The 19,297-nt window shown below is 75.4% G+C and carries 20 protein-coding genes; 5 read left to right on the top strand and 15 right to left on the bottom strand.

Annotated features, from left to right (window positions below; translation table 11 throughout):
* Positions 1 to 32 precede the first annotated feature (32 nt).
* From OG871_RS29810 to OG871_RS29755, 12 genes are all read right to left on the bottom strand, one after another.
* Complete coding sequence (locus tag OG871_RS29810) at positions 33 to 482, bottom strand: hypothetical protein (RefSeq protein ID WP_371501041.1); 450 nt, start codon at positions 480 to 482, stop codon at positions 33 to 35.
* A gap of 21 nt (positions 483 to 503) precedes the next feature.
* Complete coding sequence (locus OG871_RS29805; RefSeq protein WP_371501039.1) at positions 504 to 905, bottom strand: TadE/TadG family type IV pilus assembly protein; 402 nt, start codon at positions 903 to 905, stop codon at positions 504 to 506.
* 35 nt (positions 906 to 940) lie between these two features.
* On the bottom strand, positions 941 to 1,333 hold the full coding sequence (locus OG871_RS29800) for a TadE/TadG family type IV pilus assembly protein (RefSeq protein WP_371501038.1): 393 nt from the start codon (positions 1,331 to 1,333) through the stop codon (positions 941 to 943).
* A gap of 14 nt (positions 1,334 to 1,347) precedes the next feature.
* Positions 1,348 to 1,617, bottom strand: a complete 270-nt coding sequence (locus tag OG871_RS29795) for a hypothetical protein (RefSeq protein WP_371501036.1) — start codon at positions 1,615 to 1,617, stop codon at positions 1,348 to 1,350.
* 42 nt (positions 1,618 to 1,659) lie between these two features.
* Entirely contained in the window at positions 1,660 to 2,544 is an 885-nt protein-coding gene (locus OG871_RS29790) for a hypothetical protein (protein WP_371501034.1), read from the bottom strand.
* Entirely contained in the window at positions 2,541 to 3,503 is a 963-nt protein-coding gene (locus tag OG871_RS29785) for a type II secretion system F family protein (protein WP_371501032.1), read from the bottom strand. The genes OG871_RS29790 and OG871_RS29785 overlap by 4 nt, the downstream gene beginning before the upstream one ends.
* The gene (locus tag OG871_RS29780; RefSeq protein WP_371501030.1) at positions 3,503 to 5,053 is read right to left on the bottom strand and encodes a CpaF family protein; all 1,551 of its coding nucleotides are present in this window, start codon (positions 5,051 to 5,053) and stop codon (positions 3,503 to 3,505) included. Before OG871_RS29780 ends, OG871_RS29785 begins: the two co-directional genes overlap by 1 nt.
* Positions 5,043 to 6,140, bottom strand: coding sequence for a hypothetical protein (locus tag OG871_RS29775; RefSeq protein WP_371501028.1), 1,098 nt, complete (start codon positions 6,138 to 6,140; stop codon positions 5,043 to 5,045). The genes OG871_RS29780 and OG871_RS29775 overlap by 11 nt, the downstream gene beginning before the upstream one ends.
* Positions 6,140 to 6,916: an SAF domain-containing protein gene (locus tag OG871_RS29770; protein WP_371501027.1), complete on the bottom strand. Its 777-nt coding sequence runs from the start codon at positions 6,914 to 6,916 to the stop codon at positions 6,140 to 6,142. The genes OG871_RS29775 and OG871_RS29770 overlap by 1 nt, the downstream gene beginning before the upstream one ends.
* 47 nt (positions 6,917 to 6,963) lie before the next feature.
* On the bottom strand, positions 6,964 to 7,905 hold the full coding sequence (locus OG871_RS29765) for a hypothetical protein (protein WP_371501025.1): 942 nt from the start codon (positions 7,903 to 7,905) through the stop codon (positions 6,964 to 6,966).
* Complete coding sequence (locus OG871_RS29760) at positions 7,899 to 8,378, bottom strand: hypothetical protein (protein WP_371501024.1); 480 nt, start codon at positions 8,376 to 8,378, stop codon at positions 7,899 to 7,901. Before OG871_RS29760 ends, OG871_RS29765 begins: the two co-directional genes overlap by 7 nt.
* A gap of 278 nt (positions 8,379 to 8,656) precedes the next feature.
* Positions 8,657 to 9,514, bottom strand: coding sequence for a hypothetical protein (locus tag OG871_RS29755; RefSeq protein WP_371501022.1), 858 nt, complete (start codon positions 9,512 to 9,514; stop codon positions 8,657 to 8,659).
* Positions 9,515 to 9,738: 224 nt separating this feature from the next.
* On the opposite strand from OG871_RS29755, the gene OG871_RS29750 reads away from it, so the two are divergent.
* The 3 genes from OG871_RS29750 to OG871_RS29740 all read left to right on the top strand — a co-directional run bounded on the left by OG871_RS29750 (position 9,739) and on the right by OG871_RS29740 (position 12,276).
* Positions 9,739 to 10,155, top strand: coding sequence for a pyridoxamine 5'-phosphate oxidase family protein (locus OG871_RS29750; protein ID WP_371501020.1), 417 nt, complete (start codon positions 9,739 to 9,741; stop codon positions 10,153 to 10,155).
* A gap of 102 nt (positions 10,156 to 10,257) precedes the next feature.
* Positions 10,258 to 10,713 (top strand): MaoC family dehydratase, encoded by a 456-nt coding sequence (locus OG871_RS29745; RefSeq protein ID WP_371501018.1) that lies wholly within the window; start codon positions 10,258 to 10,260, stop codon positions 10,711 to 10,713.
* A gap of 381 nt (positions 10,714 to 11,094) precedes the next feature.
* Complete coding sequence (locus OG871_RS29740) at positions 11,095 to 12,276, top strand: MBL fold metallo-hydrolase (RefSeq protein WP_371503467.1); 1,182 nt, start codon at positions 11,095 to 11,097, stop codon at positions 12,274 to 12,276.
* 24 nt (positions 12,277 to 12,300) lie between these two features.
* Here the strand turns inward: OG871_RS29740 and OG871_RS29735 are convergent, their stop codons facing one another.
* From OG871_RS29735 to OG871_RS29725, 3 genes are all read right to left on the bottom strand, one after another.
* The gene (locus OG871_RS29735) at positions 12,301 to 13,230 is read right to left on the bottom strand and encodes a DUF389 domain-containing protein (protein WP_371501016.1); all 930 of its coding nucleotides are present in this window, start codon (positions 13,228 to 13,230) and stop codon (positions 12,301 to 12,303) included.
* Between the two features lie 74 nt (positions 13,231 to 13,304).
* Complete coding sequence (locus OG871_RS29730; protein WP_371501014.1) at positions 13,305 to 15,923, bottom strand: DUF6493 family protein; 2,619 nt, start codon at positions 15,921 to 15,923, stop codon at positions 13,305 to 13,307.
* Positions 15,920 to 17,302 (bottom strand): SWIM zinc finger family protein, encoded by a 1,383-nt coding sequence (locus OG871_RS29725; protein ID WP_371501013.1) that lies wholly within the window; start codon positions 17,300 to 17,302, stop codon positions 15,920 to 15,922. Before OG871_RS29725 ends, OG871_RS29730 begins: the two co-directional genes overlap by 4 nt.
* A 114-nt stretch (positions 17,303 to 17,416) precedes the next feature.
* On the opposite strand from OG871_RS29725, the gene OG871_RS29720 reads away from it, so the two are divergent.
* Complete coding sequence (locus OG871_RS29720; protein ID WP_371501012.1) at positions 17,417 to 18,328, top strand: acyl-CoA thioesterase; 912 nt, start codon at positions 17,417 to 17,419, stop codon at positions 18,326 to 18,328.
* A gap of 9 nt (positions 18,329 to 18,337) precedes the next feature.
* A complete protein-coding gene (locus OG871_RS29715; protein ID WP_371501011.1) occupies positions 18,338 to 19,285 on the top strand; it encodes a phospholipid scramblase-related protein in 948 nt (315 codons plus the stop codon).
* Positions 19,286 to 19,297: the final 12 nt, after the last annotated feature.

Here is a 19,297-nt window from a genome sequence, read left to right as displayed (position 1 = left end):
GCGGGCATGGTGGTTGGCTCGTCGCGCGGCCATCAGCCGTTCTCCGCTTCCGTGACGCCGTGCACCAGGACGGCCTTGCCGGTCCCGTGCACCGGGAGGGTGTCGATTTTGACCAGGCTGAGCAGCTTGGTGTCGTACGTGGAGTCGATGCGCACCGCGACGGTGCGGGGGTCGGGGAATTCGACGTGCGCCGTCAGGTGGTGGCCCGCCAGGTAGGCGTTGGCCGCCGCCTCGGCCTCGGCCTGGAGCACCTGGTAGCCGCGGCCCTCCAGCAGGGCGCGGCGGTCCAGCTGCTGGCCGGCCGCGCGGGCGGCCTCCTGCGCGAGCGCGTCGGTCTGCTCCATGGTGCGCAGCCGGCCGCCGAGGTCCAGCACGATGCCGAGCAGCACGACCAGACTGGCGGCGGTGATCGCCACGAACGTGGAGATCGCGCCCCGGTCCTCGCCGTCGCCACGTATCGTCCGGATGGTCCGGACCCTCATCGAAATCTCCCCCCACCCCGCTCAGTTGCCGCGGTACCGGTCGATCACCGAGGTGAACGTTCCGGTGACAGTCGTCTTCCCCGGCAGGCTGCCGACATACATCAGGTCACCGAGCGCCACGTCGCAGCTGAGCGTCGCGGTCACCGTGCCGACCTCCCCGGTCGGGGTGCTGATCGTGCCGTACGTGAGCATCCTGTCCGGATCCACGGTGCATCTCACCTGCCGCTCGTCCAACATCGCGGCCGCCGCTTCCGCGGCGGCCACTCCGGCGCCTTCCCGGTCCCGCGAGAGCGAGGCCGCCCGGGCGCCCGCCCGGGCGGCCGCGTCGATCACGCCCGCGGTGGTCTGCACCCGGCCGGCGGCCACCACGATCAGCACGAACGCCACCAGCACCGGTGCCAGCAGGGCGACTTCGACCGCCACGCTGCCCCGATCGCTACCCCGGCCGGGCCACCCGGTCACGGAGTGACTCCCGGCGCAGTGAAGCGCTCGCGGGGCGCACGGGCCGTACGGGTGATCGTCCGGCCGTCGACGAAGGGCAGCACCGACTGGGTCCGGACCTCCACCACGACCTCCATGTTCTCGGCATCGGAGCGGTCGTGCGAGACCTGTTCCAGCCGAGCCAGATTGTCGAAACGGCCGAGGAACTCCCGTACCCGCGCGTCCGCGTCCGCGGGCGCGGCACCCCGGACCCGGCCGGCCTCGACCCCCTCGCGCGCGGCGGCGACGGCGGCCTGGCTGGCGTACCACCAGAGCGACGCCTGGACCACCATCAGCACGATGAACATCACGGTGGGGAAGAGGATCGCCAGGCTCAGGGCGACCGCGCCCCGCTCGGGCGAACGGAGCACGCGTGGGCGGTGGATCATCCCGCTCTGTCCGGGAGCGGAAGGTCCTTCGGGATGTTGTCCGTAGCTTTGTCGGCCAGCGCCTTGACCGCCAGGAGCACGGCGCCGGCGATCGCCACCATGACGATCACGGCGAGGGCCAGTTCGATGCTGATCGCACCCCGGTCGCCGGCGGCCCGGGCGGTGCGCAGCCGTCCGAGCCGGTACCGCAGGACCGGGCCGCCGTGCCGGACGGGCAGCAGGACCGGTAGCAGGAGGACGGTCAGGAGGAGTCTGATCCGGGTCATGGTGTGGTCTCCAGGACGGGGGCTGGGGCGGGGGACGGAGCGTCAGTTCGCTTGCAGCATCTGGTACAGCGCGGGGAAGACGATCAGGACGGTCATCAGCAGGGTGAGCGCGGTGCCTGGGGCCACCATCCGTTCGCTGTCGGTGTTGGCCCGGGCCAGTTCCGCGGCGAGGAGTTCGCTGCGCAGCCCTTCGGCGCGGGCGCGCAGGGTGTCGTACACGGCCGCGCCGTCGGTGCCGGAGATCCGCATGATGTCGGCGACGTCCTGGAGGGGGGTCAGGCCGAGCTCGACGGAGAGCGCGTCCAGGCCGTCCCAGGGCGGCAGCCGGTCGGTGGCGGCGCGCTCCAGGGCGTCCCGCAGCCGGCGGAACACCGCGCCCCGGCCGACGGCCGCGGCCCGGCGCAGCGCCTCGGCGGGGCCGCTGTCGGCGGCCCGCTCCAGGGCGACGAGCTCCAGGAAGGCCGCGATCCCGTGCAGGTACTCGGTCCTGGCCTCCTTGGCCTCGCCGCCGACGATGCCGTCCGGGACGAACCAGAGCAGCACGGCCAGCAGCGGGCCGACCACCAGCGGTACGGCGAGCGGCAGTTGGAGGTCCGCGAGCGCGGCCATCGCCGAGAGGTAACCGGGCAGCAGCAGGCCGAGCAGCGCGAACAGCAGCTTGTGCGCCATGAACCGGGCGGGGGTGCGGCCGATCAACGAGAGCTGCTGGTACGGGATGCGGACCCAGGACAGGCCGAGCGAACCCGCGCCGATCCGGTCGTACCAGACGGCGCGCGGGGGCGCGCTCTCCGGCCGGGGGTCGGGGGTGCGGTGCAGCCGGTCCAGGGCCTGACCGAGGTCGGGCGGGGCGGGGCGCAGTTCGGCGGCGAGCAGGGCGAGGCCGCCCGCCGCCGCCGCGCCGGCCAGGACGGCCCAGGGCGAGATCACCGGAACTCCTTGGGCTGTGGATCGGCCGCCTGCTCCGGCTCGGCGGCGGCCGGGCGGCCGTCGAGGGGGCGGCCGGCCTTGCTGCGGCGGTCGGGTTCGAGGATCCGGGGCAGCGGCGCGTGGGCGGCCAGCGAGCGCATCCAGGCGATCACGGCGACGAAGGCCAGGGCGACCACGGCCAGCACGACCTGGCCGAGCGCGGTGCCGTAGGGCCTGGTGTACGAGGTGTTGAAGCTGCCCGCCACGATGACGAACAGGATGATGCCCACCAGCCAGCGGATGGTGGTCCGGTGCTTGGCCCGGTCGGCCTCGATGGCCCGGCGCTGGCGGACCTCCTCGCGGACCGAACCGGCCAGGTCGGCCAGCGCCCTGGCCAGGCCGGGCCCGCTGTCCCCGGCGCGCAGCAGCAGGGCGGCGAGCACCTTGTCGGCGGTGGCGTCGGCGAGTTGGTCGCCGAAGGCGCGCAGGGCGTCCTCGGGGCGCCAGCGGGCCTGCAGCCGGGCCGACAGGTCGGAGATCTCCGTCTCCAGGGCGGCGGGTGCCGTCCGGCGGCTGGTCAGGATGGCCTGGTTGAGACCGACCCCGAGCAGCAGCACGTCGGCGAGCCGCTGGGTCCACTCGGCCAGCGCCTCCAGCCGCTCGATCCGGCGGGTGTCGGAGCGGGTGGCGCCGAACAGCCAGGGCAGCCCGAAGGCGGCGGCCACCACCAGCACCGCGACCAGCGGGATGCCGGTGTACAGCCAGCCCAGCGGCGCCGCGGCCAGCGCCACCGCGACCTGGACCCGCCGCAGCCGGGCGAGCCCCGGCGAGGCGGCGCCGGGCGCGCCGTACCACAGGACGTGGGCGCGGCTCGCCAGCGGATTGCGCTCGACCGGTTCCGCCGCGCTGCCGCGCAGCCCGACCACCAGGGTCACCAGGCCGGCGGTCGCCAGCAGCCCGCACAGGACGTACAGCAGCATCAGCGCGGCCCTCCGATCCGCAGGTTCAGCGGGCTGCCCCAACTGCCGTACGCGGACTGGAGCAGTCCGGCGTCGAAGCCCACCCGGCGCAGGTCGTCCAGGCAGTTCGGCGGGGTGTGCGGGACGGCCCGGGGCTCGCCGAGGTCGGGGCGCGGGCCGAAGACCGTGTTCATCGCGGGCCGGCCGGACTCGCCGAGGCCGGTGACCTCCAGGACGTGCGAGACGAAGCGGTGCCGGCGCCCGCCGACCGCCGTCTCGTCGACCATCGTGACGTGCACGATGAAGTCGACGGCGTTGGCGGTGAGCCGGTACGCCAGGGTGTCCGTCATGTGCGCGCCGTACTCCAGGCAGAGTTCGGCGATCCGGTCGACGACCATCTGCGGGCCGCGGGCGTGCAGGGTGCACATCGAGCCGCCCTCGCCGTTGGTCATCACCCGCAGCATCGGGACCACCTCGGCGGAGCGGACCTCGCCGACGATGATCCGGGAGAGCGTCATCCGCAGCGCGGCCGGAATCAGCTCACCGATCGTCAGCTCGCCGGCCGCCCGGCCGTCGACCCGCTCGCCGTTGCCCTCGCGGGCCTCCATCGGCACCACCTGGCGCAGGTGGCCGAGAGTGTGCAGCCACAGCTCGAACTCGGACTCCAGGGTGCCGACCCGTTCGTCCGGCGGGATCTCGGCCGCCATCGCGCGCAGCAGACTGGTCTTGCCGACGCCCTGGGTGCCGGTGATCACGACGTTCTTCCGGGCCCGGATCGCGGCGGCCAGGAAGGCCGCCAGGGTCGGGTCGACCGTCCCGAGCCCGACCAGGTCGGCGAGGCTCGCGGAGGCCACCCGGTGCCGGCGGATCGCCACGTACGGCCGGGGGGTGACCTCGGTGAGCGCCTGCAGGCGCATCCCGCCCTCCAGGCGCAGGGCCAGCGTCGGGCTCGCCGTGGACAGCGAGCGCTCGCCGCCGCCGTGCTGCCGGGCCAGGTCCTGGAGCAGCTCGACCAGTTCCTCGTCGGTGTCGGCCACCGGCGGGACCTGCCGCAGCGGCTGGTGCACCTTGGAGATCCACACGTCGTCGCAGCCGTTGATCAGGATGTTCTCGATCTCCGGGTCGTCCAGGTACGGCTGGAGCCGCCCGGCCCGGAACAGCAGGTCGAAGACGGCCTCGGCGAGCGCCCGGTCCTGCTCCCGGGTGGGCGGGATGCCGTGGGTCTGCGCGTACGCGTCGGACCAGCGGGCGACCGCCTCCTCGATCAGGGCCCGGCCGCGCTGGCGCCGCCCGGCCCGGTCGGCCTCGGTGTCCGTCGAGCCGTCGTTCAACCGGGAGAGCTGCTGGTGCAGTTCGGCCGCGACCTGGCGCTTCAGCTCGCGGGCCACCTGCGGGTCGACGGCGGGCCGGACGCCGACCGGCTGGAGCGCGGCCACGGCGTGCGCCGCGGGGCGTACCGGACCGGTGGGCGTCTGCTGCGGCCGCGGCGGCTGGGGGGTGCCCCAGGGCAGCCCTGCGGGGTCGGTGCCCACGCCGCTGGTCGCACCGGTGTTCAGCGGGCTAGCGCGCACGGAGCACCTCCCCGTACGGCCCGGGCTGCTGCGGGGTCGGGAACGGCGCGGGGGCCGGCGGCTGCGGCACCGCGGGCGGCGCTATGTGCGGCCCGGCCGGCTGCGGATACGCGAGCGGATGCGGGTCGGGCGCCTGCGGGTACCCGGGCTGCGGGTACGGCGGCTGGCCGTACGGGGGTTGGCCGTAGGGCGGCTGGCCGTACGGGTTCTGGCCGTACCCGGGCTGCTGCGGCCAGGCCTGCGCCGGCGCCGGGGCGGGTACCGGCCCGGGCAGCGCGCCGTCGGCCGGGGCGGCGGCGTGGCCGAGCCGTGCGCGGCGACGGGCCGTCAGGTCCTGGATCCGGTCGACGGCGCTGCGCGCGGTGCGCATCAGCTCCGAGCGGATGAACCGCCGGTCCGCGGTGTCCCCGCCGTCGGAGAGCACCCGCGCGGTACGCGGGGCGTGCGGCAGCAGCCCGAGCGCCGGTACACCCAGCTCGCGCGCGATGTCCGCGACCGGGTACGGGCCCTCGGCGATCAGCAGGAGCCCCAGCGCGTCCGCACCGGACCCGGCCGCCGCCAGGTCCTCCTGCAGGGCGGCCAGCCGGGGCCGGACGGCGCTCAGCCCCCGCAGCGTGGTCCGCGCGGTGACGGCCACCACGTCGGCCCGCCGGGCCAGCACCGCGCTGGACCCGGTGGCGCCGGAACGGCCGAGGTCCAGGATCACGTCGTACCCGTGCGGCTCCAGCGCGTGCAGCGCCTCGACCAGCGGCTCCCAGGTGTACGCGAGCCCGGGGGCCTGGGCCGGGTCGGTCAGGCCGGGCAGCAGCAGCCGGTCGCCGGTGCCGTCCGGCGACAGATCGATCAGCTGGTCCCAGATGGACTGGACGAGCAGCCCCCGCCGGTCCGCGACGGCCAGGTTGCGCAGCCCGTACACCGCCTCGACCCGGCCCTCCAGGGCGCCGGCCAGGACCGCGCCGCCGTCCGGGTCGCACTCGGCGAGCAGCACCCGCCGGCCGTGCTGCAGCGGCCACGCGAGCAGCAGCGCGAGGGCCGTGCTGGTGGCGCCCGGGGCGCCGGTGCCGCCGACGACGGCGATCACTGCCATCAGGCGCCACTCCCCTTGCTGGGGCTCGGGCTCGGGCTGGGGCTCGGGCTCGTGGCGCCCTGGGGCTGGGCGGGAGCGGCGCCCTGGCCGCCGCGCGGCGCCAGGATCACCTGGAAGTCCCCGGTCGCCACCCAGGCCGCCAGCCGCGGGCCGTCCGCGGGCCCCACCGCGACGTCGACCACCTGGGAGCCGTCGGTGTCCGGCTTGCCCACCGCGGCGACCACCGCGGGCAGCGTGTCCGGGGTGCGGACACCCGCCTGGTCGGACTTGGCGGGGGTGAAGACGATCATCACCTGGAGGCCCGGCTGCAGCCTGCTGGCCGGCAGCTGGGTGCGTTTGGCCGCGACACCGACGATCTGCTGACCGGGCTGGACGGCCGGATCGGCCGTCAGGTCGGCCGGCAGCACCAGCGCCCCGCGCCGGAGGTCCGTGGTGGCGCGCAGGCCGACCACCCGGGAGCCGTCCCGGGCGTCCAGCGACTTGACCACCGGGTCACTGGCGATGTGCGCCACCACCAGGTCCTCCGCGGTGATGGTCTGCCCCATCGGGATGTCCCGGGCCGCCACCAGCACGGCGATCCGCTGGCCGCTGCTGTTGTAGAGCACGGCCCCGCCCAGCCCGCCGGCCGCGATCAGCGCCACGGCCATCGCCAGCACGGCGGGCCGCCGCCGCCGGGCGCCCAGGTTGCGCGACGGCGTGCGGGGCGCCGGGCGCGCGGGCTCCGGCACGAACGCGGCGGTGCCGGGGCTCGGCGTCGGGATGGTGCGGTTCTCCACCGGGCTTCGGCCTTTCATACGGAGGCTGGACTGGACTGTGCCGAGGTTCAGTTGAGGACCTGGACCTCGCCGACCCGGAGCGGCAGCGGGACGTCGGTGGGGCGCTCGTAGTCGAAGGCGTTGATCCGGCCGCCGGTGTCGGAGCGGGTGATCTCGACCCGCCAGACCAGGGTGGCCGTCAGGGCGTAGGAGTGGTCGGACTTCCGGGCCGAGCCGGTCGTGTAGACGTGGCCGCAGGACGGCTGCAGGTTCGGGTCGCCGCCCGCCTGGTACGGCGTACCGGGGTCCTTGCAGACCGTCGTGGCGGCGCCGTCGTCGGTGTCCCACCGGACTTCCTTGAGGGTGGCGGTCGCGGTCGCGGTGAGGGTCGGCCCCTTCGCGGTGGCGCTCTGCGGGCCCCGGGTGGTCGCCGTCGGGGTGTACCAGAGCCAGACCGGCAGGCCCACCACGGCGGTGCCGGCGGGCGCCGCGTGCAGTTCGGGCGCATCGAAGTGGATCTTCGCGAAGGCCCGGGCGCCGAGCTGGGCCGGGGTCTCCGGCGGCGCCCCGCCGGGGGCCTGCGGGAAGAAGGTCAGCGGCTTGGTCGACAGCTGGCCCCCGACGCCGCGGCAGTTCACCTCGTAGACGGCGCCGTCGGCCGGGTCGTGACCGGCCCAGGACGGGTCACCGGCGGGCGGCTGCGGCTGGGAGCGGCGGTAGTAGCAGCCGTCCGAGGAGCTGAACCAGCCGAGGTCGTCGTCCCAGCACGGCCACTGCTGGCCGTTCCAGCTGCAGGTCTGAACCCCGCCCCCGCCGCCCCCTGAGCCGCCGCCGGTGGGCCCGGGGCCGGGGGTCGAGCCCGGCTCGGTGACCACCACACAGATATCCCGCACCGTGCAGGGGTTCACCTCGCCGGAGGGGTCGTCGGCCATGGCCGGGGTCAGCCCGGCGGTCAGCAATCCGACAGCGGCGACAAGGCAGACGACCGGTCGCCAGAACGACTTCAACATGTCCGACCCACTTCGCGTTGGAAGTCCACAATCAGCCAGCGGCCGTCGGCCTTCCGTAGACCGACGGTCGCGACATATCGGGAGAGCCGCTCCCGGGGATCCCTGGTCGCCCCGGTGGTGGGATCCGCCTGGTGCCAGCCGGTCACATCCAGGCAATCCTCGATCACCGCGGTCTGCGGATCCTTCGTCAGATCAAGGCTCTTGAGAACCGGAGAGTTCCGGGGCGCACCGATCATCACAAGTTTCGCCTCGTGCAGCTGGTGAAGGCTGGCCACGGCCTGACTCAACGCCTGGCCCGACGAGTAGACCTGTAGCTGGGAACTGTCCGAATCAGTGCGCCCGAACGTCTCGGTCTGAGCCTCCCACCAGCTCTGATACGCCCTCAGCACGACCCGGCCGATCGCCCCTTCCGGTCCGTCCGTCGGCGCCGCCGACTCCGCACCCGAACCACCCGAAGGGGTTACCCCTTTCACGGTGGGAACAGTCGCCACAGGAGTACCGAGGCGTTCCGCGGAACCAGCAGATCCACTACTGCCGCACCCGCTCAGCAGCAACAGCAGAGCCATCCCACCAACCCCAACCACCCCAGGGCGCAACACATTTCCGCGCTGCCGCATCGCCCCACCTCGCCGCGGCCGCCACATCCGTGACCATGGCCGCAGAACTCGTCCGCCGTCCCGCTGTGTTGCTGCGGGGCCATCGATTCTTCGCCAGCCCACCCCGGCACGGCAACACCCCGGGCCCTCTGACCTTACGCGGAAGGCGGATCCGTTGGGGCACTTTCCCGCCACAGAACTGCCAACAGTTCTTCAGAAAGCGACAATCCGGCCAACGCACCCCGCACGGCCGCCCGATTACGCATCAGCAGCCGTCCGCCCTCCCCCGGTGTCAGCAGCCGGGCCGCCGCGGCGCCGCCCGCCATCTCGCCCCACGCCAACTGCGCCTCCACCGGGCCCTGCAGCTCCTGCGGCCCGACCGCGGCCGCCGCTCCGGGCACCCCGTGCTCCAGTACCCGGCCGAGCGCCCAGCTGAACGAGCCCTCGCCGCCGGGCAGGACGGCCTCGCGCCCGCGTCTGCCGCCCACCCACCGGCCGACCCGGCCCCACAGCGGTACCCGCGAGTGGCTCAGCAGCTCCCCCGCGCCGTCCTCGCGTCCGAGCGCGGCCCAGGTGTCCTTGTCCGCCACCGCGTCGACCAGCAGCAGGGTCTCCTCCTGGTCCCCGTGCACCATCGCGCTGGTGACCCAGTCCCAGGCGAGCCCGCGCCGGTACGCGTTGTCCGGTGTGGACCCGGCGGTGACCAGGGCGATCCGGCGCCCGTGCCGGTCGGCCACCAGCTGGCCGAGCAGGCAGACCACCAGCCAGCGGGCCGGCCGCTGGGAGGCCTGCCGCAGCGCGGTGAGCATGCCGTTGGCGTCGGCGTCCGGCGGCAGGTGGCTGACCAGGCAGCCCCGGGTGCCGGCGTCGAAGGTCCGGCCGGGCAGGACCTGCGCCAGCTGCTCCGCGCCCTGCGCCGCGCGCGCGGATCCGGCGTAGCCGCGGTCGGGCCCGCCGTCCGCGCCGATCACCACCAGTTCGATGCCGCCGCCGGTCATCCGTACCGCCCCCATCCGTGCCCCTTGCCCGAGCCTGTGCGCCCGGTGGTGCCCTGCTCGTGCCCGGGCCGCGGGCCGGGTGCCCGTCCGCCGCACAAGCTACCGCCGCCGTGACCTCGGCGGGCCCGCATCCACCGCATCGGGTGAGGGGCCGGCCGCGGACCGGGCGGGACCATCGGACGACGGCCGCGGGACCATGGGCCCTGTCGCGGACCACCGGCACGCTGCACCATCGGACCATGGACCGTGACGACCGTGACGACCGGGTGGAGGCACTGGGCGAGGCCGAGTGCCGCCGCCTGCTGAGCACCGTGCCCGTGGGACGCGTGGTGTACACCGAGCACGCGTTGCCGGCCGTTCTCCCGGTGACCTTCGAGGTCGCCGCGGACGGGCGGCTGCTCCTGTCCCTGCGGGAGTGCGACGCCGTCACCCGGGCGCTCGACGGCACGGTGGCCGCCTTCCAGGCCGAGTTGCTGGACCCGGACACCGGGCGGGGCTGGAGCGTCCTGGTGCACGGCCGGGCCGAGCTGGTCCGCGCCCCGGCCCGGGCGGCCGGCGGCGCGCCGGACTGTGTGGTGATCACACCGGAGCTGGTCCGCGGCCGTCGGCTGAACCACGTCGGCCGCGCCCTGCAACCGGGCCGGGGACCCCGCTGACAGGTGACCGGCGAGTAGGCATACTCTCCGGAGCCGGTGGTCGGCAGCCCGCCCGGGCGGCCCCGCCGGCGCCCGGAGCCCCTCTCCCCACTGGAGCGCACCTTGACCAGCTTCGCCTCCCTCACCGACCTCGCCGCCGCGGTCGGCACCGAGCTCGGCACCAGCGCGTGGCACACCATCGACCAGCAGCGGGTGGACCTGTTCGCCGAGGCGACCGGCGACCACCAGTGGATCCACGTGGACCCGGCGCGCGCCAAGGAGAGCCCGTTCGGGGGCACCATCGCGCACGGCTACCTGACGGTCTCGCTGATCCCGGTGCTGGCGAAGGAGTGCTACCAGGTCGAGGGCGTCCGGATGGCGCTGAACTACGGCTCGGACAAGGTCCGCTTCCCGGCCCCGGTGCCCGTCGGCAGCGCCGTGCGGGCGACCGCGCTGCTGCTGTCGGTGGAGGACGTGCCCGGCGGCGTCCAGGCCGTGGTCCGCTTCACCATCACCAGCGAGGGCAGCCCCAAGCCGCACTGCGTGGCCGAGACCATCACCCGCTTCTACGCGGCCTGAACCGCGGCCCGAAGATCGGCCCGAACATAGGCCTGGACATCGGCCTGAACCGCCGTCGGACCGGCCCCGGACCGGGGCCGGCGACCGCCCTGTACGCCGAACGGATCGGCGAGCCCGTTTCCACCGCGTGAGCCGGGCATCCGGCCGGTAGTGTCCGCAGAGACGGCTCCCGCACGGCCCCCGGCCTGCCCGGCGGCCGCCCGCGCCTCGGCATGCCGACCCCGGCCGGACCGTCCGGCGGTGCGGCCGTACGGATGTCCCGACCGTGGAGGTGCCGTGCCCAGCTCCGTCCCCTGGATCTCCCGCGCCGCCGGCCGGGCCGCCGGCCGGACCGTCGACCTGGCCCTTCAGCTCGGCGCCGAACTCGCCAACCCCAAGCGGCTGAAGGCGCTGCCCCGGGAGACCTGGCACCGGATCCGCACCGAGGCCTTCGGCGCCGATCCGACGGGCTACCGCCTGTGGCGGATCCAGAACTCACCGAACTACGCGGACGGCGCGTTCCGCAACCCCGTCCCCACCAGACGCCTGGTGTACGAGCGTTCGCCGCTGGAGGCGACCCGGGCACAGTTCACCGGCGACAAGACCCGCCGGGCCCCGGCGGCGGCGGTGCCGGTGCACCGGCTGCTGCCCGCGGAGCTGGCCGCCCCGCCGGCCTCGGGCCTGCGGCTGACCTGGCTGGGCCACGCCTCCGTACTGGCCGAACTGGACGGCCGCCGGGTGCTGTTCGACCCGGTCTGGGGCGAGCGGTGTTCCCCGTTCCTGGGGATCGGCCCCAAGCGGCTGCACCCGGTGCCGCTGCCGCTGCGCGAACTCGGGCCGGTGGACGTGGTGGTGATCTCGCACGACCACTACGACCATCTGGACATGCCGACCGTGAAGTGGCTCGCCCGCACCGGCACCGTCTTCGCGGTCCCGCTCGGGGTCGGCGCGCATCTGGAGCACTGGGGGGTGCCGACCCGGCGGATCGTCGAGCTGGACTGGTGGCAGTCGGCCGAGGTGGCCGGGCTGACGCTGACCGCCGCCCCGGCCCGGCACTACTGCAGCCGGGGCCCGCGCACCAGCTCCCACTACCTGTGGGCGTCCTGGGTGGTGGCCGGGCCGGAGCACCGGATCTTCCACAGCGGGGACTCCGGGTACTTCCCCGGCTTCGCCGAGATCGGCAGCCGGCTCGGCCCGTTCGACGCGACCATGATGCAGATCGGTGCCTACAGCGACTACTGGCCCGAGGTGCACATGACCCCGGAGGAGGGCGTCCGCGCCCATCTCGACCTGGGCGGGGCGGTCATGCTGCCGGTCCACTGGGCCACCTTCAACCTGGCCCCGCACCCGTGGGACGAGCCGGCCGAACGCACCGTCGCGGCGGCCATCGCCCTCGGGGCGGTGCTCGCCGCTCCCCGTCCCGGCAAGCCCTTCGAACCGGCCGATCCGCCGCCGCTCACGCTCTGGTGGCGCGCCGTGGCGGCGGACGCGGCGCAGGAGATCGGGGTGCAGGTGCCCGAGCGCGTCGCCGTTGCCCAGCTGGAGAACCCGGCCACGGTGGAGGACGACGGCGTCACGGTCTGACGGCCCGCGGTGCCCGGCCGGTGCTCAGCGCCGGCCGAGCACCAGCCGCCACGCCCCCTGCTGCACCAGCAGAGTGAGCACCCCGGCCACCACGATGCCCGCCAGGTTGAGGGCGAGCTGCAGGGCCGAGCCCCAGGCCTGGCCGAAGTCGCCGTAGGAGAGCGCGACGGCGGCGTTCGCGGCGGCGGGCACCGTGGTGACCGAGATCGCGACCCCGACCAGCGCGCCCGCCCTGGCGGAGGTCAGTGAGAGCAGGCCGGCCACGCCCGCCAGGAAGGCGACCACGAAGGACATCGCGTCGGGCTTCCAGATGAACGAGGTGTTGGGGCGCGCCGCGTCGAAGGCCTCCCGGCTGAACAGTCCCAGCCCGTCCATCAACAGGCTGAAGCCGACGGTCAGCACCATCGCGACCGTGAAGCCGACGACCAGGGCCGCCAGGGAGCGCAGCGCCGGCCGGGCCCGGCGCTGGACCACCGCCACGCACAGCCCGGCCAGCGGACCGAACTCCGGGCCGACCGCCATGGCGCCGACCACCAGGATCGCGCTGTCCAGCACCGCACCGCAGGCGGCGAGCATGGTGGCCACCGCCAGCAGGGCGAGGAAGACCCCGGTCAGGGTGGACTCCTCGTTGGCGAGGTCCGAGACGGCCTCCCAGACCAGCGCGTCCGCGCCCTCCCCCGGCGCCAGCCGCTCCGCCTCGTCCGCCGCGGCGGAGATGCTCAGCTCCACCTCCTCGACGTCGATCGCCCCGCGCTCGGCCAGGCCCAGCGCGCGCAGGCCCTTGAGCAGCTCGTCGGCGGCCTCGCGGGCGACGTCGCAGAGCACCACGTCCCCGGCGGGCCGTACCGCGCTGCCCGGCAGCACGATCACGTGGGTGACCCCCACCTCGCCGTCCAGACACCCGAGGACGGCGTCCCGCAGGTCGGTGGGGACGATCAGACGCAGGTGCAGCACGGCGTGCTCCGGGCGGTGACGGAGGGACAGGAGATCCGCTCACCCTAGACCGCCCGGCCGACGGGCCCGCGGCGTCAGTGCGCCGCGAGGACGTCGCGCAGCGCCCGGGCCTCCTTGACCAGTCGGCTGGAGCCGCCGCCGGCGGCCAGCCCGGTCACCTCGGCGATCGGCCCGCGGGCCGCGCAGCGCCGGGCGCAGTCCGCGCCGAGCGCCAGCAGCTCACCTGCGGCGTGCACCGGCCGATCGGCCAGCAGGCCGGGCAGGGCCGGCGCCAGGACCGACCACACGGTGCGGTAGGCGCCCGTGTCGGCGGCGGAGCGCAGCGCGGCCGCCGCCCGGTTGGCCTTCACCACGCCCCGGCGCACCAGGGCGGCCAGGCCGGAGCCGAGCAGCTGCCCGTCCAGGTCACCGCGGGCCGCGAGGACCAGCAGGGCGTCCACCGCCGCGGTCCGGGCCGCCCCGGCCGGGGCGCCGAGGCCGTGGGCGAGGGCCGCGTGCACCGCCCGGCCGGCCGGGCCGCCGCTCCCGGCGAGCAGCGGCAGGATCTGCGCCGGACCGCGCTGGTCGTACTCGGCGACATCGGCGAAGGCCCACTGGAAGCGGGCCGCGAGCTCCTCACGGTGCCCGGGCAGCACGGCAACCCAGTGGGCGGCGCACCGTTCGAACCAGAAGCCCTCCGCCCGGTCGGAGCGGCCGTCGACCGGCCCGACCAGCCGCGCCGCGTCCGCGGGCAGCGGCTCGTCGGTCCGCGCGCCGGGCAGGGTGAGGGCGGGCCGCCGTACCCGCTCCGGCCACCGGCTCCTGCGCCGGGCGCCGTCGGGCGCCGGCGGGACGGCCTCCTGCCGGGGCAGGCCGCCCGCCCGCAGCCAGCGGGCCAGCCGCTGTCCGGCCGGGGAGCCCAGCCGTTCGGCCGCCGGCGCGCACGCCGGGTCGGGGACCACCCGCAGCAGGGCCTGGCCGAGGTCCACCTCGCCCGGGGTCGCGCCGACGGCCTCGTACGCCGCCAGCCGGCCGATCAGGACCGACGGGTCCAGGGTGCCGGTGCCGTCGGTCGGGACGGCGAGCAGGAACGGCGGCGGCCCGGCGCAGATCTGCCAGGCGGCCTCCTCCAGACGGGCCGCCAGCTGGGCGCCGAAGGGGGAGGTCCGGTTGCCGCGCAGTGGTGAGCGTCCCGGGGTCCGGGCGGACCAGGCCTGGTTGAGCGTCAGTTCGCCCGCGGCGGCGGCCGCGACGTACAGGAGGTCACGGGGCGTCCAGTCGGCCCAGCGGTCGGCGGCCCACGGGCGGGCCCGCAGCACCGGCCTCAGGGCTTCGGCGAGGGCGGGCCCGTCCAGGTGGGCGTGGCGGACCAGCCCGTCCAGGGTGCGTTCGAAGGCCGGTACGTCCGGGTCGCCGTGCAGGAGGGCCCCGAGCTCCTCGGCGACCTCGGCCGGGCTGCCGAGCGGCCCCGGCAGCGGACGCGGGCCGGGGACCGGCGGCAGGTACTCCCGGTACGGCTCCACCCGGGCGGCGAGGTCGACCCCGAGCAGCTCGGCGGCCCGGGCGTGGTGGGCCGGGTCGAGCGCCTCGGCGGCCGTGCGCAGCTCCGGCAGGACGGCGCCGCCCGCTGCCGGCAGGTGCCGGGCGACGAGCTTCAGGGCGCCTTCCTGGGCCGCCGGATCCGGGTGTCCGAGCGCGGGCGCCAGCGCGAGCAGGACGGCTCCGGCCTGGGTCCGGTCCTGCCGGGCCACCCGGTCGAGCCAGCTCAGCTGGGCTCTGACCAGCTTCTTCTCGGTGCGGAAGAACACCGTGGCGGATGCCTCGGCGAGCAGGTCGGCGACGGGCGAGCCGGCGGCGAGGGCGTCGGCGGTGTGCAGCTCGGCGAGGACCTGCTGGGCGTGGGCGGCGACGGTCGACAGGCCGTCCAGCAGGGCCAGGTAGGTGCGCAGGTGGGCGGTGTTCTCGGCCGGGGTCGGCGCGAGCTCCCGCAGGATCTGCAGGAATCCCCGCTGGTCGTTGGCCGGGCCGCCGCGCAGCAGCCGGGCCAGGCACCGGTCGATCAGGGTGGCGCGGTCGACCACGCCGACGTCGGCGAGCCGGACCAGGCAGCCCGGCCAGCGGTCGGCGGTCTGCAGCCGGTCGGCGCCGAGCAGGGGGCCCGTCCCGGGCACCTCGAACAGCCGGGGCACCAGGACCGGCGCGAACGGATCGTGCTCCAGCCGCCCCCACAGCGTCCCCGGCGCGGTGCCGAACCGCTGGGCGCTGCGGTGGCTCAGCCACTCCGACACGAAGGCGTCCGAGGACGGCACGGGCATACCGGTGGCCAGCACCAGCCGCTCCAGCAGCGGATAGTCGTCCCAGTTCCAGCTGCGGGCCGGCCGCCGGGCCAGCCGGGTCGCCACCGCGATCTGCCACTCCACCGGCCGGGAGCGCAGGACCGTCCACAGTTCGGGCCGGTCCCAGCTGCCCGACGAACGGAAGTCCTGGCCGCCGATCCAGGCCGCGGCCGCGGACGGCGCGCTGTGGCAGCCCGCCCCGGCGATCAGCAGTGCGGCGCGGACCTCCACCGGCACCCGCCACCACTCGCCGCGCTGCTCCCTGCGGAGCGCCGTCAGCCTGGTCAGCTCCGCCCGCCGCTGATCCGTGGTCAGCTCGCCGAGTGCGGCGACGGTACCGGCGACGTCGCCGCGTCCGACCCGTTCGATCAGGCTCATCGGGCCGTCCCCGTCCCCGTCGCGCCGGCGTCGGCGCCGGCCAGCCGGACGGCCAGCGCGTGCGTGCACGGGCCGCGTCCGCCGCGGTACTTGGCCCACCACAGGCAGGTGCAGCCGAGGCTGCCGTCGGCCGCCGTGCGGACCCGCTGGACGTGGTCGCCGACCGTCACGGTGGTGACCCGGCCGTCCGCCTCCGGCCGCACCGCACCGGCCGCGACCAGGGCGCGGGCCACCCGCAGCCGGGGGTTGCGGGCCTCGGCCCGGCCCGAGTCGTACGGCAGCTGCCGGTGGAAGTACGCGGCCTCGGCGGTGTCGTAGCCGATCTGTCCGGCGGTGCCGAGGACGGTCAGCGCCGCCCGGACCCGGTCGGGGCTCAGCCCGGCCTGCTCGGCCAGCTCGGCCACCTCGATCCGGGGCTCCCAGGCGAGCAGCACCGAGACCAGCTCGGCGTCCCGGGCCGCGTCCGCGCTCGCCAGCGCGGTGAGCACCCCGCCCTCGCCGGAGAATCCGCGCGAGGTGTCCGGGGAGAGGGTGAGTGTCAGCCGCATGCCGGGCAGCACGATCTCCCAGGCCGAGGCGGCCGCCCGGGGGCCGGCCGGCGGCCCGTACAGGCGCAGCGCCACCGCGTGCCGCAGCACCCGCTGGAGCGCCGCGAGCCGCGCGGGGCCGGGCAGGCAGACCGCGCCCGGGACGGGCCGGGTGACGGGGCGCAGGGTCCGCCCGGCCAGGACCACCCAGTGCACCGTGCGGTCGGCGGCGCCGCGGGGCAGCGAGCGCAGGAAGCGGACGGCCTCGGCGGCCGGGACCTCGGCCCGCAGGTCGAAGCCGGCGGCGAGCACCTGGGTCTCGGCGAAGCCGCGCAGCCAGCGGTCGGGCAGCGGCACCTTCTTCTCCACCAGCGTGCCGTCGAAGGTGGTGACCTCCAGCGCGTCGGGGCCGACCGCGAGGTGCAGCGGGTCCGCCCCGCCGAGCCGGCCGAGCGACTCCCGCAGCGGGTTGTTGACGTCGACGTTGGTGGTGCCGTGACCGATCGGGCCGCCGTCCAGACCGTCGGCGAGGACGTCGAGGCGGGCGTGCACGCCGCAGCAGCCGGAGAAGGACTCGAAGCGCAGCCGGTCGCCGCCGGCGGTGACCACCGGGTCGAGCGAGGCGCGCAGCAGTGGCTGGTAGTAGCGGGCGGCCGCCACGTCCGCGACCGCGAGCAGGGCGGCGGCGGCAGGGGCCGGGGCGGTGAGGAACCCGTCGAAGAACCGGGGGTTGGCCACCTCGCCGACGGGCGTGCAGCCGCCCGAGGTGGCCAGGGCGAGGGCCGGCCCGGCGGGCCGCGCGGTCAGCGCCGAGGGCCGGAGGTAGGCGTACGTCTGTACGGCTTGCGTCATGGTCAGGACGCTAGGGCGCAGCACCGACAGCGCCCGGGTTCTGGAACGCGTTGCAGATTCGCTCCTGTCGCACAGGTCACACCGCCGCCCGCGCCGATCTGCCAGGATGAGCCCGTGACGGATGCCATGAACCAGGAGGACGTCGGCGCGGGCGTGGTCCGCCCGTTCGCCGATCTGCTGCGGATCGAGGAGCTGGACGAGAACCTGTTCCGGGGCCGCTGCCACGCCGGGGCGCCGATGCGCGCCTTCGGCGGGCAGGTCGCGGCGCAGGCGCTCACGGCGGCCGGCCGGACCATCGACCCGGGCCGCCGGGTGCACTCGCTGCACGGGTACTTCCTGCGGCCGGGCGACCCGCAGCGGCCGATCGTCTACCAGGTCGACCAGGTCCGGGACGGCATGTCCTACGCCACCCGACGGGTGACGGCCGTCCAGCGCGGCGAGGCCATCTTCACGCTCTCCGCCTCCTTCAAGGTGCCCGAGGAGTCCGGCGGGCGGCAGCGCACCATGCCCCCGGTACCGGGGCCGGACGAGCTGCCCGATCCGTTCCTCGCCTGGGAGCAGGCCGATCCCGAGGACTTCGCCCGGGCCACCGACTTCCGCACCCTGGAGCTGCGCTTCATCCCCGCCGGAACGCCCGGCCTGCCACCGGAACTACCGGGCGTGCCACAGCAGTTCGTCTGGCTGCGGACCGGCACTCCACTGCCGGCCGACGACCCGCTGCTGCAGGTCTGCGCACTGACCTACCTCTCCGACCTCACGCTGGCCTCGACCACCGCCCTGCACCTGCAGCCGCACCGGTTCCAGCGCACCGAGCCGCCGCTGATCACGCTCGCCTCGCTGGACCACGCGATGTGGTTCCACCGGCCGTTCCGCGCCGACGACTGGCTGCTGTTCGCCCAGCGCAGCCCGTCCGTCTCGGACGGCCGCGGCCTGGCACTCGGCGAGTTCTACGACCGGGACGGGCTGCTGGTCGCCTCCGCCGTCCAGGAGACCCTCGTGCGCGAACGACGTGGCGTTCCCCGGTAGGCTCGGCCGGTGACTCAGACGTCTGCCGCCCCCGGCTGGTACCAGGACCCCTACGACGCACGGGCGTTGCGCTGGTGGGACGGCGCGCGCTGGACCGGGCACGCGCAGCCGGCGCCCGCGGCCGCACCCGCGCCGACACCGGTGCCGGCGCCCGTGCCGGTTCAGGCGGCGGTCACCGCACCCCCGCAGTCCGCGGCGGCGCCGCAGCCGGGCTTCCCCGCCCAGCCGTTCCCACCGCAACAGCCCTTCCCCCAGCAACAGTTCGCACCGCAGCCGGCGCACCAGCAGCACCCGCCCGCCCCGCACCAGCACCAGCAGCCCGGCGGGCAGCCGCTCCCGGCCGGCGCCCACGGCCCCGAGGGGCTGCTCTCCGCACCGCTGCTGATGGTCGAACAGAACTTCCGCTGGGTGGACGTCACCACCAGCTACACCGTGCTCGACGGCAGCGGCACGCAGATCGGCTCGGTCGCCGAGACCGGCCAGAACGCCGCCCGGAAGGCGCTGCGCTTCATGAGCAGCGTGGACAAGTTCCTGTCCCGCTCCTTCGAGATCCGGGACGCCGCCGGGGTGCCCTTCCTGGTGCTCAGCCGCGGCGCCAAGGTGGTCAAGGCCAAGGTGCAGGTGGCCCGTCCGGACGGCAGCCCGGTCGGCGAGATCGTCCAGGACTCCGTGGTCGGCCACATCAGCTTCGATCTGGTGGCCGGCGGACACCAGGTCGGCAAGCTGGTCGCGGAGAACTGGTTCGCCTTCACCTTCCGGCTCAACGACCACACCGGCAACCAGGTCGGCCGGATCACCCGGGACACGGTCGGGCTGGCGATCAGCGCGCTCGGCGGCGGCGACTACTACTACGCGGACTTCCGCCACCCGCTGCCCGAGCCGCTGCGCACCCTGGCGGTGGCCGCCATGCTGACCGCGAACACCCTGCTCAACCCGGACGCCAACGGCGACCAGTGATCCGGCCCTGCG

Source organism: Kitasatospora sp. NBC_00374, from assembly GCF_041434935.1.
Taxonomy (GTDB): Bacteria; Actinomycetota; Actinomycetes; order Streptomycetales; family Streptomycetaceae; genus Kitasatospora.
The sequence above is the reverse complement of the archived record's forward strand: the minus strand, read 5'-3'. Positions and strand labels throughout refer to the sequence as shown.

Coding starts and splice junctions, on each gene's coding strand:
- OG871_RS29730 (WP_371501014.1), bottom strand. CDS start 15,923: ATGAGCCTGATCGAACGGGTCGGACGCGGCGACGTCGCCGGTACCGTC.
- OG871_RS29750 (WP_371501020.1), top strand. CDS start 9,739: ATGGACCGTGACGACCGTGACGACCGGGTGGAGGCACTGGGCGAGGCC.
- OG871_RS29775 (WP_371501028.1), bottom strand. CDS start 6,140: ATGGCAGTGATCGCCGTCGTCGGCGGCACCGGCGCCCCGGGCGCCACC.
- OG871_RS29810 (WP_371501041.1), bottom strand. CDS start 482: ATGAGGGTCCGGACCATCCGGACGATACGTGGCGACGGCGAGGACCGG.
- OG871_RS29785 (WP_371501032.1), bottom strand. CDS start 3,503: ATGCTGCTGTACGTCCTGTGCGGGCTGCTGGCGACCGCCGGCCTGGTG.
- OG871_RS29795 (WP_371501036.1), bottom strand. CDS start 1,617: ATGACCCGGATCAGACTCCTCCTGACCGTCCTCCTGCTACCGGTCCTG.
- OG871_RS29725 (WP_371501013.1), bottom strand. CDS start 17,302: ATGACGCAAGCCGTACAGACGTACGCCTACCTCCGGCCCTCGGCGCTG.
- OG871_RS29765 (WP_371501025.1), bottom strand. CDS start 7,905: ATGTTGAAGTCGTTCTGGCGACCGGTCGTCTGCCTTGTCGCCGCTGTC.
- OG871_RS29755 (WP_371501022.1), bottom strand. CDS start 9,514: ATGGGGGCGGTACGGATGACCGGCGGCGGCATCGAACTGGTGGTGATC.